We start from the raw sequence: 12,660 nt of genomic DNA on the forward strand, positions 1-12,660 counted from the left end.
TGGTTGCACACCTTTCCGGCTCGGTGCGCTACTCTCGGTTTGCCGTGGTGCTCGGGAAGCCGGTGAGAAACCGGCGCGGCCCTCGCCACTGTGAGCGGATAGTTGCTCGTCCTCGTCCGTACCGGTCCGCCGGTACGGAGGCCACTGGATCGGTCCGGTAAACACTGGAACTCGGTCCGGGAAGGTCGGCGCAGCAGCGACGACCCGTCAGCCAGGAGACCGGCCACGGCACGTGAGGTCCACGAGGGTTTTGGAGACTGAACATGGCTGTACGCCTGTGGTTTCGGGTTGCGTCGTGACGCGCCTGACTTTGTTGTCGACGTCCGACACCGACCTGCTGTCGGCACGGTCGAGCGGTGCCGACTGGGTGCTCGGCAACCCGTCGCGCCTCGACGTGTCCACCGAACTTCCCGCGCTGCTCGACGGATCCGGCCTGGTCGTCGTACGGATATTGGGTTCCGCGCGCAGCTGGCGGGACGGACTCGACACCGTGCTGGCAGCCGGGGTCCCGGTCGTCGTCCTGGGCGGTGAACAGACGCCGGACGCCGAGCTCATGGAACACTCGACTGTTCCGATCGGCCTTGCGGCCGAAGCGCATCGCTATCTCGCGCACGGCGGACCCACCAATCTCGAGCAGTTGCACGCCTTCCTGACCGACACCGTGCTGCTCGGCGGCGAAGGCTTCGAACCACCCGCCGAACTGCCCGAATGGGGCGTACTCGATCGGTCTGCGCCGCCGGCCGGCGGAGAGTTGCCTCGCGTGGGCGTGCTGTTCTATCGAGCCCACCACACCAGCGGAAACGTCCAGTTCGCGCACGATCTCGCCGACGCGATCGACGCCACCGGCAAGGCCCGCGGCGTCGTGATCCACTGCGCGTCGCTGCGCGGAGCACCCGACGGCCTCCTTGCCGAACTCGGCACCCTCGACGCGCTCGTCGTGACGGTGCTGGCGGCGGGTGGAACCAAGCCCGCCACGGTGAGTGCCGGCGGCGAGGACGAGGCATGGGACGTCGGGGCACTCGCCGCACTGGATATCCCGATCCTGCAGGCCCTGTGCCTGACCTGGAGCCGTGACGACTGGGCGGAGTCGGACGACGGTGTGTCGCCGCTCGATTCGGCCACACAGATCGCGGTCCCCGAGTTCGACGGTCGCATCATCACGGTGCCGTTCTCGTTCAAGGAACTCGACGCCGACGGCCTGCCCCGCTACGTCACCGACCCGGAGCGATGCCGTCGTGTCGCCGGTATCGCGGTGGCGCACGCACGATTGCGGCACGTACCTCCGGCGCAGCGCCGCATCGCGATCATGCTGTCCGCCTATCCCACCAAACATTCCCGCGTCGGCAACGCCGTCGGACTCGACACCCCGGTGTCGGCGATCCGGATGCTGCGTGCTCTGCGCGATGCCGGATACGACCTCGGCGGCGGTTTTCCCGGCATGGACGTCGAGGATGACGCCGAGGCCGGCAACACCCTCATCCACGCCCTGATCGATGCCGGTGGGCAGGACGAGGAATGGCTCACCGCCGACCAGCTGGCTGGAAACCCGGTGCGCGTGAACACGTCCGACTATCTCGCGTGGACCGGCGATCTTCCGGCCGAGCTCACCGACGCCATGGCCGAGACGTGGGGGCCGGCACCCGGGTCGCTGTTCGTCGACGGCAGCGGTGACGACAAGGCGATCGTGCTGGCGACCCTGCAGGCCGGCAACGTGGTGCTGATGATCCAGCCGCCGCGCGGCTTCGGCGAGAACCCGGTGGCGATCTACCATGATCCCGACATGGCGCCGTCGCACCATTACCTCGCCGCGTACAAGTGGGTCGAGCACGGCTTCGGTGCCGATGCCATGGTTCACCTGGGCAAACACGGTTCGATGGAGTGGCTGCCCGGGAAGAACGCAGGCCTGTCCGCGGCGTGCGCGACCGACGCGGCCATCGGCAATCTGCCGCTGATCTATCCGTTCCTCGTCAACGATCCCGGTGAAGGTGCACAGGCGAAGCGTCGTGCCCACGCGATCATCGTCGATCACCTGATCCCGCCGATGGCGCGCGCCGAATCGTACGGCGACATCGCCCGTTTGGAACAACTACTCGACGAGTACTCCAACATCGCGGCGATGGACCCGGCCAAGCTGCCCGCGATCCGGGCTCAGATCTGGACGCTGATCCAGGCCGCGAAACTCGATCACGATCTCGGGCTCGACGATCGCCCGCACGACGCCGAGTTCGACGACTTCCTGTTGCACGTCGACGGCTGGTTGTGCGAGGTCAAGGACGCTCAGATCCGCGACGGCCTGCACGTCCTCGGCGCCGTGCCGGTCGGTGAGGCACGGGTGAATCTGGTGCTGTCGATCCTGCGCGCCGCGCAGGTGTGGGGCGGCAGGAGCAACGCCGTCCCCGGTCTGCGCACCGCACTCGGATTGAAGCCCGACGCCCCACTCACCGAGGTCGATGGAATCGAAAGCGTGGCGCGGTCTCTCGTGCAGGCCATGGAGGACGACGGCTGGCATACCGAGTCCGCTTCGCGCATCGTCGAATCCGTAGTCGGCCATCCCGATACCGAGGTCGCTCGCGTACTCGCCTTCGCCGCCGAGGAGGTGGTTCCTCGCCTCGCGGGTACCGACGCCGAACTCGATGCCGTGCTCCACGCACTCGACGGCGGGTACGTCCACGCCGGACCGTCGGGGTCGCCGTTGCGCGGCCTGGTCAACGTGCTGCCGACGGGCCGTAATTTCTACACCGTCGACCCGAAGGCCGTCCCGAGCCGGCTCGCGTACGACACCGGTGTCGCGCTCGCGAACAACCTGATCGAGCGGTATCTCGCCGATACGGGGGAGTATCCGCAGTCGGTGGGCCTGTCGGTGTGGGGGACGTCCGCGATGCGCACCGCCGGCGACGACATCGCCGAGGTGCTCGCACTCATCGGTGTGCGTCCCGAATGGGACGCCGAGTCGCGGCGGGTCCGCGAACTGACCGTGATTCCGCTCGCGGAACTCGACCGGCCGCGCATCGATGTGACGGTCCGTATCTCCGGTTTCTTCCGCGATGCGTTCCCGCACGTCATCGGCATGCTCGACGACGCGATCCGCATGGTCGCCGCCCTCGACGAACCCGACGAGCAGAACTATGTGCGAGCGCATGCCCGGCGCGACGAAGCCGAACACGGCGATGCCGATCGTGCGGTGCGCCGCATCTTCGGGTCGAAACCCGGCTCGTACGGCGCGGGCATCCTGCAGCTCATCGACTCCGGCAACTGGCGCACGGACGCGGATCTCGCCGAGGTCTACACGGCATGGGGTGGATTCGCCTACGGGCGCGGTGTGCACGGAGTTGCTGCCGCCGACGACATGCGCACGAACTACCGCCGGATCGCGGTGGCGGCCAAGAACACCGACACCCGTGAACACGACATCGCCGACTCGGACGACTACTTCCAGTACCACGGCGGCATGGTCGCGACCGTGCGGGCACTGACGGGCACCGACCCGAAGGCGTACATCGGCGACTCCACCACACCCGATGCGGTGCGGACACGCTCGCTGGCGGAGGAGACGGCGCGGGTATTCCGGGCGCGGGTCGTCAACCCGCGGTGGATCGGTGCGATGCGCCGGCACGGCTACAAGGGTGCGTTCGAACTCGCCGCCACCGTCGACTACCTGTTCGGTTACGACGCCACCGCCGGCGTGGTCGAGGACTGGATGTACGAGTCGCTCGCACAGAACTACGCACTCGACTCGGAGAACCAGGAATTCCTCCGCGAAGCGAATCCGTGGGCGTTGCGCGGCATCATCGAACGCCTCACCGAGGCAGCCGATCGAGGGTTGTGGGCCGAACCGGACCCCGAGACGGTGAGCAGGCTGCAGCAGACCTATCTCGACGTCGAAGGCGACCTCGAGGACCGCGCTTGAGGGTGCGGCTCATCGGTATCGGACCCGGGGGACCGGACGATCTCACGGTGGCGGCGGTGCGCGCTCTCGAGAGCGTCGACGTCTTCCTCGTGGCCGACAAGAACCGGGGCGTGGACGATCTCGTCGAGATGCGCGAGGACATCCTGCGCCTCCACACCTCCGGTGCGCATCGGGTGATCGTGGTGCCCGACCCGCCCCGCGACCGGAATCCGGAACAGTACGGCGACGAGGTGCGCGACTGGCACGCCGCCCGCGCCGAAGCCTACGAATCCGTTCTGCTCGAACAGGTTCGGGACGACGAAACGGTCGGCTTCCTCGTGTGGGGAGACCCGAGCCTGTACGACAGCACGATTCGTGTCGTCGACCGCATCCTCGGGCGGGGGAACGTGCGGTTCGACTACGACGTCGTTCCCGGAGTCAGCAGTGTGCAGCTGCTGGCGGCCCGACATCGTCTGGTGCTCAACACCATCGGCGGACCGATCACGGTCACCACCGGCCGCAGACTGATGCAGGAGGTCGCAGCGGGTGCTGCGAACATCGTGGTGATGCTCGACGGTGGCCTCGCCTGCGCAGACCTCGAGGGTCCGTGGAACATCTGGTGGGGTGCGAACCTCGGGACGAGCGACGAAGAACTCGTCGCCGGTCCGCTCGCCGAAGCACTCCCGGTCATCCGTGAGGCCCGAATCCGCGCGAAGCGGGCGCGCGGCTGGGTGATGGACACCTATCTGCTGCGCCACGAAGGCTGAGCTGCTCTGCTGCGGAAGGAAATCCGCGGTCAGCGGGTTGCCGGCACGGTTCCACACGCGTACCAGGCGCGGGCGTCGAGCGAGAACGGTCCGGACGGAAGAGCCGCCCGGCAGGCGTCCCGTACTGCACCTCGTTGTCTTTCGGGCATCGACACCAGGTGTCGCCCGGCCGGTCCCACCCCGAACGTGAACGGTTCCCAGAAGTCGGAGAAATCGGTGTAATCCGCGCGTGCGGACAGGGCGCCACCGACCACGTCGTTCAAACCGGCGTGTCGGAACCGCTCGGCGATGTCGCTCTCCGTGGTACCGGCCAGTCTCGTCTCGCCGGGCGTGCCGGGCTCGACCGTTCGCACCGCGGTCCAGAAGATACGGAGCATCGCCATGCCGCCGGCCGCGGTGTCCCACATACACGCGGCGACGGTGCCGCCCGGGCGGGTCACGCGCGCCATCTCCCGCACGCCCTGCTCTGGGTCGTTCATGAACCCGAGGACCAGCGACGCCAAGGTGACGTCGAACGTGCCGTCCGGCCACGGGAGGTTCTCGGCCACTCCGACGCGGACATCGATCTCCGGAGCGATCTCCTGGCACGCCGCAGCGAACTGGGGAGCCGGGTCGATCGCCGCGACCTTCGCTGCCCCCACCCGGGAGACCAGTTCCCGGGTGAGCCCACCGGGGCCGCAGCCCACATCGCAGACCCGCTGACCCGCGGTCACCCCGGCGGCATCCGCCAAGGCGGGTGCGAGCGTCGGGGCGTACCTGCCCATGAATCGGTTGTACCGGTCTGCAGGTGCGGCGAACTGCATATACCCAACCTATCGGTCGCCACGGCGTCCTCGTGGCCGTTCACGTCGTATCGGGTGTCGATCAGTCGTCCTTCTCGTCCGAGCGTTCCACCACGTCCGGAGCGTTCTCCCGGGTCGCCATGCCGCCGTCGCGTCCGTGATCGACCGGGCCCGGCGGGTCCTTGCGCACCTCGTCGTCCTTCTTCTTCGACGTCGTCACTTCTACCTCCGTACGCTGGGGCGATTCGTGTCCGGAGGGGTACCCCCAGACGTCGGCGCGCACACTTCGGGTGGCGACGGTGCGGCGGACCGGATTGACTGGATACAACGACACGAGGAGGCAGCATGCAGATCCGTGACAAGGTTTTCGTCGTCACCGGGGGAGGCAACGGGATCGGACGCGACGTCGTCCTCGAACTACTCGTGCGTGGTGCGCGGGTCGCGGCGGTCGATCTCCGCACCGAAGCGCTCGACGGCACCCGTGCGCTGGCGGTTGCGTACGACGACCGTCTCACCACCCACACGCTCGACGTCTCCGATCGCGCTGCCGTCGAAGCGCTGGTAACCGAGGTGACCACCGCACACGGACAGGTGGACGGCGTCGCCAACGTCGCCGGCATCATCCAGAAGTTCGTCCCGTTCGTGGAGCTGCCGTACGACGAGATGAACACGGTCCTCGACGTCAACTACTGGGGTGTCGTGCACATGTGCAAGGCGTTCCTGCCCGCGCTGCTCACCCGTCCCGAAGCAAGCCTGCTCAACGTCTCGAGTATGGGAGCCTTCGTGCCCGTCCCGGGCCAATCGGTCTACGGCGCGAGCAAGGCTGCCGTCAAACTGCTCACCGAAGGTCTCTACGCCGAACTCCGCACCACGAAGGTCGCGGTGACGCTCGTGTTTCCCGGCGCCGTCCGCACGGGGATCGCCGAGAACTCCGGCGCCGCGATCCCCGGCCGCAGCACCGATGCCTCCGTCAAGATCACCTCGTCGGCCGAAGCCGCCCGCCGGATCGCCGATGCGATCGAGAAGGGCACTTTCCGCGTGTGCATCGGCAAGGACGCAACGATGCTCGACCTGCTCGCCCGGCTCATGCCGCGCCGCAGCATCGAATTCCTGGCGAAGAAGATGGGCTCGCTCGTCGACCGCTGACCTACCGACGACCGGTGCGCATCGGATGCGGCCGGGGCGGCATGTCCGTGGGTGCGCGGCTCAGCACGATCGGCAACCACTGCGAGGTCATCACGATCATCACGAGCCATTCGACGATCATCGCCGCCGTCGGCCGATGCGGGGCGTTCGTGATCATTCCCGACTGCGACCAGTAGGCCAACAGGCCGAAGAACGACGACAGGCCGGAGCCGAGCATCGCGAGCGACGCCAGCTTCCACCGCCGCAACCACAACGCGAGCGTCGAGATCACCACACCGAAGACCAGGGCCAGCACCGTGAAGATCCGCAGCGGCACGGCCACGGGTGCGGTGGTGCCGAACCAGCTGCCGAGCACCGTCCAGGACCACGCCGACGACGTCTGCGGCAACAGAAGGCAGACCGTCAGGACGACGATGCAGAGCGCCAGGAGCCGGCCCCGGCGACCGGCCTCGAACTCGCCGGCGACCTTGTTCTCGATTCGTGCGAAGTCGTTCCGATAGGCCGACAGGTCCGCGCTCATGCCTCAGCCTTTCCGTTCCGACACATGAGTGGCCATTATGCGCCGGGTGCCGGTGTGACCTCGCTCATGTCGTCCACCAGCAGATATGCTCCCGCACAGCTTGGGGCGACCGCTGCCGGTGTGACCCCGCCGCGCATCGGGTATCGCACCTTACGAACTCGATCGAGGGAGGGTGAGAATGCCGGAGAAGGACCAATACCGCATGCAGCATCCGGGGGAGCAGCACCCCGTCCCACCGCTCGAGGAGCAACCCGAGATCGCGTACCCGGGGGCGACCGCCGATCTCGTCTCCGCACCCGACCACGGTGAGGAGACATACCGGGGGAGCGGGCGACTCGAAGGTCGGCGCGCACTGATCACCGGTGGCGATTCCGGTATCGGACGGGCGGTCGCGGTCGCCTTCGCCCGAGAGGGCGCCGACGTCGTCCTGGCCTACCTCGACGACGAGGACGAGGACGGGCGGCGGACCGCCGAACTCGTCGAGCAGGCCGGTCGACGTGCGGTGCGTATGCCCGGGGACATCCGGGAGGAGGAGTTCTGCCGGCGACTCGTGGACACGACGGTGTCCGAACTCGGCGGCATCGACATCCTCGTCAACAATGCGGCCTATCAGCATCTCGAACCCGGTGGCATCGGTGACATCTCCACCGAGCAGTTCGACCGGGTGATGAAGACGAATCTCTACGCCCTGTTCTGGTTGTCGAAGTTCGCGGTCGCCGCGATGCAGCCGGGTTCGACGATCGTCAACACCACGTCCATCCAGGCGGTGAGCCCGTCATCGGGTCTGCTCGACTACGCGACCACGAAGGCCGGCATCGTCGACTTCACCAAGGGTCTCGCCTCGGACGTGGCGAGCAAGGGCATCCGCGTCAACGCCGTTGCACCCGGCCCGATCTGGACGCCCCTCATTCCCGCGACGATGCCGAAGGACGCGTACGAGCAGTTCGGTAAGGACACCCCGCTCGGACGTCCCGGCCAGCCCGCCGAACTCGCGCCCGCCTACGTCTTCCTCGCTTCCCAGGAGTCGAGTTACATCACCGGGGAGACCATCGCCGTCACCGGCGGAGTCCCGTTCACCTGAGAATCAGAGCGCGAGATGGTCATCGGAGCGCGTAACAGCGCGCACCGATGACCATGTCGCGCTCCGAAGTTCACGAGGACTGCATGTCGAGCAGTTCCGACACCGTCACGAACCGGTAGCCCCCGGCGCGCAGGCCGTCGACGATCCCGGGAATCGCGTCCAGCGACGCTGTCCGGGAGGGGTACATGACGTGCAGCAGGATGATCGAGCCGGGACGGGTCTCGTCGAGTGCGGTCTGCACGATCGCGTCGGTGTCGGACGAGTCGGAATCCGGTTCGACGTCCCACATCACGGTGGTCCGGTCGTGCTGGTCGAGATAGCGGGGGAGCGCGACGAGTTTCTTGCCGTAGGGCGGGCGGAAGGTGATCTCCCCGTCGAACCCGGTCTCGCGGATCGCGGCGTCGGTGCGCTCGATCTCCTCGGCCACCGTGCCGCTGCCGACGAGCATCATCCTGCGGTGCGTCGCGGTGTGGTTGCCGAGTTCGTGGCCGGCCTCGACGATCGCCCGGCCGAGTTCGGTGCGGGAGTTCGAAAGCTGGAAGATCGCGACGGCGACAACGACCAGCACCACGAGCACGGTGGATACGACGACGAGGGTTCTTCGGCCGGATGCCATTCGGACATGGTGCCTCATCCGGTGTGGATGGGTGGCGGACGCCCGGTTGCGCGGTTCCGGGACCGACGCCGGGTCTTGTACTGTTCGTAGCGACGTAGGGAACAACGGTGCGAATCCGTGGCTGTCCCGCAACTGTCACCGAGGAGTGATCCCCCGATTTCATGGTCACGGCCCACACGGGTTGGAAGGCCGGGGGTGAGCGTCGATCCGGGAGCCAGGACACCTGCGTCGGCCGAAGCAGGACCACGAGGATGGACATGAACAATTCGATATTCACCGCCCGTTGGGGGCGGAAATCGGTGCTGCGCTTCGGCGTCGCACTGGGCGCAGCAGCCTTGATCGTCTCGGGGTGCTCATCGAGCGACGAGGCGACGGCCGAAGCCGAGCAGGGCACAGCCACATCGGCCTACCCGCTCACAGTCGAGAACTGCGGCAGGACACTCACGATCGACGCGCCACCGCAGCGTGCGGTCTCGCTCAATCAGGGTTCCACCGAGATCCTGCTGTCGCTCGGCCTGGCCGACCGCATGGTGGGCACCGCGACCTGGACCGATCCGGTACGGGACAACCTCGCCGAGGAGAACGCGAAGGTTCCGCGCCTGGCCGACAACCAGCCGTCGCTGGAGGTCGTGCTCGATACCGAGCCGGACTTCGTCTCGGCGTCCTTCGGCGGCACGCTCGGCCCGGGCGGGGTTGCCGAACCGGCGCAGCTCGAACAGCTCGGTGTGCCCGCCTATCTGTCACCGACGGACTGCGACGGCAAGGACGACAACAGCGTCAACTCCGACGGCAATCGCACCGAGCCGCTGACGATGGACGCTGTCTACAAGGAGATCCGGGAGCTGGCCGCGATCTTCGACGTACGGGACCGTGGCGAAGGATTCGTCGACGAGCTTCGACAGCGTTACGACGCCGCAGCCGGGGAGATCGACGCTGCCGACGTGTCGCTGGCGTTCTGGTTCGCGGACACGAGTACACCGTATGTGGCCGGTTGCTGTGGCTCCTCCGGCATCATCACCGACTCCGTCGGGGCGAAGAACGTCTTCGACGACACCACCAACGAGTGGCCCCAGGTCAGCTGGGAAGCGGTGCTCGATCGTGACCCCACCGCGTTGGTCCTCGGAGACCTGAGCCGGCGCAGCATCGCCGGTGATGCACTGGACAGCAAGATCGAATTTCTCGAGTCGAATCCGGTGACCCGACGCCTGTCCGCAGTGCAGGACAAGCGATACATCGTGGTCAACGGTGCCGACATGAATCCCTCGATCCGCACGGTCGACGGCATCGAGAAGGTTGCCGACGCCCTGCGCGAGTGGAATCTCGGAAGCTGATGACAGTCGAGACCAAGACCCGGTTGCCCGCCCACGGCAACCGGGTCCCGGTCGTCGGTGTGGTCGCGGCGGGACTCGCAGTTCTCGTGCTGTCGATCGCCGTCACCGTCACGATCGGGCCCGCAGACCTGTCCGTCGGGGACGTGTATTCGGTCATTTTCGATCGGCTGGGGTTGACCGATACGACGATCAGTGCCATTCGTGAGGGCATCGTATGGGAGTTGCGGCTCCCGCGAACACTGCTCGCGGCGGTCTGCGGTGCGGGCCTTGCGGTCTGCGGTGTGATCATGCAATCGCTGTTGCGCAACCCGCTGGCGGACCCATTCGTCCTCGGTATCTCGTCGGGTGCGTCCACGGGTGCCGTGATGATCGCCGTTCTCGGTCTGGGAGGCGGGGCCGTGTCCCTGTCGGGCGGCGCGTTCCTCGGGGCGCTCGTCTCGTTCGGCCTGGTGTTGCTGCTCGCGACCGGCGCCGGTGGTGGAACGTCCCGTGTGGTGCTCGCAGGTGTTGCCGGGACACAGCTGTTCTCGGCTCTCACCTCCTTCATCGTCATCTCCTCGGCCGACGCGGAACGCACCCGAGGGGTGTTGTTCTGGTTGCTGGGCTCTCTGGCCGGGGCAGACTGGAGCGACGTCATCCTGTGCGCCTCGGTGTGCGCCGTCGGCATTGCGGTGTGCTTGTTCAACGCTTCCGCACTCGACGCGTTCACCTTCGGCTCGTCCACGGCTGCCACCCTCGGAATCGCGGTCGGACGGATCAAGCTGATGTTCCTGGTGATCACCGCGCTCATCACGGCCGTTCTGGTCAGCGCGGCCGGTGCGATCGGTTTCGTGGGTCTGGTCCTGCCGCACGCTGCCCGGTTCCTCGTCGGTCCCCGGCACAGTCGTCTCGTCCCGGTCACTGCGGTCGTGGGTGCGATCTTCATGGTGTGGGTCGACGCGGTCGCCCGAACGGTGTTCGCGCCCCAGGAAGTTCCGGTCGGTGTGGTGACCGCGCTGATCGGTGTACCGGCCTTTGCCCTGATCCTCTTCCGTACGAGGAGTGCACCGTGACACTGGCCGCGAAGTCGTTGCGCTGGAGCCGCGCAGGGAATCTCGTCGTCGACGACGTGACGATCGATCCCGTCCCCGGGGAGACGATCGGGCTGCTCGGACCGAACGGGTCGGGCAAGTCGTCGTTGCTACGGTTGCTGGCCGGAGTCGACCGGCCGGACGAAGGAGCGGTGACGCTCGACGGCACGGATATTCGAAGCCTCGGCCGCCGAACGATGGCCCGCCGTGTCGCAATGGTCGGGCAGCATGCACACACCGAAGTCGATATCCGGGTACGGGATGTCGTGCGTCTGGGAAGGATTCCGCACGCCGATGTCTTCGGACGCGACGACGGGGGTGACGTCGCCATCGACCGTGCGCTCGAGGTGACCGGAATGACGGAACACGCCGACCGGTTGTGGCGCGCGATGTCGGGTGGTGAACGCCAACGCGCACAGATCGCCCGGGCCCTGGCGCAGGAGCCCGAGGAACTGCTGCTCGACGAACCGACCAACCACCTCGACATCCAGCACCAGCTCGACATCCTCGAACGAGTTGTGGCGTTATCGGTGACGAGTTACGTTGCCTTGCACGATCTCAACCTCGCCGCGATGTTCTGCGATCGAGTGGTGGTACTCGAGAAGGGACGGGTGGTCGCCCACGGAACTCCTGCCGAGGCACTGACGGAGGAGATGATCGAGCAGGTGTACGGCGTGCGTGCCGCGGTCTCCTACGAAGGGGGGACGCCCGTCATCCGCTACCACCGTCTTCGTGCGACCTACGCGTAGCAGGATTGCCGCGCGAAATGGTCATAGGAACACGCAATTACGCGCACTCATGACCATTTCGCGCTCCGCAGTTCACGAGGTCGGTGGAGTGAGGAAGAAACAATCGCCGCACACCCCGCCCGGCGGGACCCGATAGTACAGACAGCAGCTACGGCGTCGACCGGTCTCCGGATCGAGGGCCTCGGCGAGACGCGGGTCGGTCAGCAGGGCGTCGACACGGGGCCGCGCCTCGGCGCCGATCATCTGCGCGGCCCCGATCAGGGCCGAGGCCGCGTTGCCCCACAGCAGACCGGACGCGGCCACCTCGCTCCACGCGCCGACGAGCGGTTCGACCTGCTCGTCGAGCACCTCGATCGCTGCCTCGCCGCCGAATTGTGGTTCGACGATGTGCAGCTGCAACCCGGCGTCGTCGCGCCACAGCACATGCTCGCGATCGAGGCGGACGCAGCGGCCGGAGTCGACGACGGAACCGAGGGCCACCGACCAGAGGCGCGCGACGTAGCCGAAGAAGAACGTCGACGCCGCGACCCGCGTCTCGTCGGTGCCCATCCGCTCGGCGGTGATGGCCACCAGGGCATCGCGGGTCGCCGGGTCGCGAAGCTCGGCGGTGGGACGCCACGTGTCGTCGGCGGGACCGGTACTCACCCGGAAGAACGGGCTCCGCGCACCGATGCGCTCGAGCATCCCGACGACCTCGGACACGGACTTCCTT

Annotated in this window: 12 protein-coding genes and 2 riboswitches; of the genes, 7 read left to right on the forward strand and 5 right to left on the reverse strand. The window is 67.2% G+C overall.

Going from position 1 to position 12,660, the window contains the following annotated elements:
• The first annotated feature begins 28 nt into the window (after positions 1 to 28).
• Positions 29 to 242, forward strand: a riboswitch (cobalamin riboswitch).
• 53 nt (positions 243 to 295) lie between these two features.
• Both cobN and cobF read left to right on the forward strand, forming a co-directional pair.
• Positions 296 to 3,907, forward strand: coding sequence for a cobaltochelatase subunit CobN (gene cobN / locus GON09_RS22715; RefSeq protein WP_213933856.1), 3,612 nt, complete (start codon positions 296 to 298; stop codon positions 3,905 to 3,907).
• Positions 3,904 to 4,653, forward strand: coding sequence for a precorrin-6A synthase (deacetylating) (cobF, locus tag GON09_RS22720; protein WP_213933857.1), 750 nt, complete (start codon positions 3,904 to 3,906; stop codon positions 4,651 to 4,653). Before cobN ends, cobF begins: the two co-directional genes overlap by 4 nt.
• 29 nt (positions 4,654 to 4,682) lie before the next feature.
• Here cobF and GON09_RS22725 read toward each other — a convergent pair whose 3' ends face one another.
• Positions 4,683 to 5,456, reverse strand: coding sequence for a class I SAM-dependent methyltransferase (locus GON09_RS22725; protein ID WP_213933858.1), 774 nt, complete (start codon positions 5,454 to 5,456; stop codon positions 4,683 to 4,685).
• Between the two features lie 61 nt (positions 5,457 to 5,517).
• Complete coding sequence (locus GON09_RS22730; protein ID WP_213933859.1) at positions 5,518 to 5,655, reverse strand: hypothetical protein; 138 nt, start codon at positions 5,653 to 5,655, stop codon at positions 5,518 to 5,520.
• Positions 5,656 to 5,780: 125 nt separating this feature from the next.
• Here GON09_RS22730 and GON09_RS22735 point away from each other — a divergent pair, with 125 nt between their 5' ends.
• Positions 5,781 to 6,581 carry an SDR family NAD(P)-dependent oxidoreductase gene (locus tag GON09_RS22735; protein WP_213933860.1) on the forward strand — a complete coding sequence of 267 codons (801 nt, stop codon included), beginning with the start codon at positions 5,781 to 5,783 and terminating at the stop codon, positions 6,579 to 6,581.
• A 1-nt stretch (position 6,582) separates the two neighbouring features.
• Here GON09_RS22735 and GON09_RS22740 read toward each other — a convergent pair whose 3' ends face one another.
• Positions 6,583 to 7,101, reverse strand: coding sequence for an Rv2732c family membrane protein (locus GON09_RS22740; RefSeq protein ID WP_213933861.1), 519 nt, complete (start codon positions 7,099 to 7,101; stop codon positions 6,583 to 6,585).
• A 178-nt stretch (positions 7,102 to 7,279) separates the two neighbouring features.
• Here GON09_RS22740 and GON09_RS22745 point away from each other — a divergent pair, with 178 nt between their 5' ends.
• Positions 7,280 to 8,182 (forward strand): SDR family oxidoreductase, encoded by a 903-nt coding sequence (locus GON09_RS22745; RefSeq protein ID WP_213933862.1) that lies wholly within the window; start codon positions 7,280 to 7,282, stop codon positions 8,180 to 8,182.
• Between the two features lie 70 nt (positions 8,183 to 8,252).
• On the opposite strand, the gene GON09_RS22750 is transcribed toward GON09_RS22745, so the two are convergent.
• Complete coding sequence (locus GON09_RS22750; RefSeq protein ID WP_244865614.1) at positions 8,253 to 8,798, reverse strand: polysaccharide deacetylase family protein; 546 nt, start codon at positions 8,796 to 8,798, stop codon at positions 8,253 to 8,255.
• Positions 8,799 to 8,846: 48 nt separating this feature from the next.
• A riboswitch (cobalamin riboswitch) is annotated at positions 8,847 to 9,043 on the forward strand.
• A 12-nt stretch (positions 9,044 to 9,055) separates the two neighbouring features.
• Between GON09_RS22750 and GON09_RS22755 the strand changes: the two genes are divergently transcribed.
• The 3 genes from GON09_RS22755 to GON09_RS22765 are packed head-to-tail and all read left to right on the forward strand — an operon-like array spanning position 9,056 to position 11,948.
• Positions 9,056 to 10,129 (forward strand): ABC transporter substrate-binding protein, encoded by a 1,074-nt coding sequence (locus GON09_RS22755; protein WP_213933863.1) that lies wholly within the window; start codon positions 9,056 to 9,058, stop codon positions 10,127 to 10,129.
• Positions 10,129 to 11,181, forward strand: coding sequence for a FecCD family ABC transporter permease (locus GON09_RS22760; RefSeq protein ID WP_213933864.1), 1,053 nt, complete (start codon positions 10,129 to 10,131; stop codon positions 11,179 to 11,181). The genes GON09_RS22755 and GON09_RS22760 overlap by 1 nt, the downstream gene beginning before the upstream one ends.
• Positions 11,178 to 11,948 (forward strand): ABC transporter ATP-binding protein, encoded by a 771-nt coding sequence (locus GON09_RS22765; protein ID WP_213933865.1) that lies wholly within the window; start codon positions 11,178 to 11,180, stop codon positions 11,946 to 11,948. The genes GON09_RS22760 and GON09_RS22765 overlap by 4 nt, the downstream gene beginning before the upstream one ends.
• Before the next feature lie 72 nt (positions 11,949 to 12,020).
• Here the strand turns inward: GON09_RS22765 and GON09_RS22770 are convergent, their stop codons facing one another.
• The gene (locus GON09_RS22770; RefSeq protein ID WP_213933866.1) at positions 12,021 to 12,650 is read right to left on the reverse strand and encodes a (2Fe-2S)-binding protein; all 630 of its coding nucleotides are present in this window, start codon (positions 12,648 to 12,650) and stop codon (positions 12,021 to 12,023) included.
• Positions 12,651 to 12,660 lie beyond the last annotated feature (10 nt).

The sequence above is a fragment of the Rhodococcus sp. B50 genome (genome assembly GCF_013602415.1).
Lineage (GTDB): Bacteria > Actinomycetota > Actinomycetes > Mycobacteriales > Mycobacteriaceae > Rhodococcus.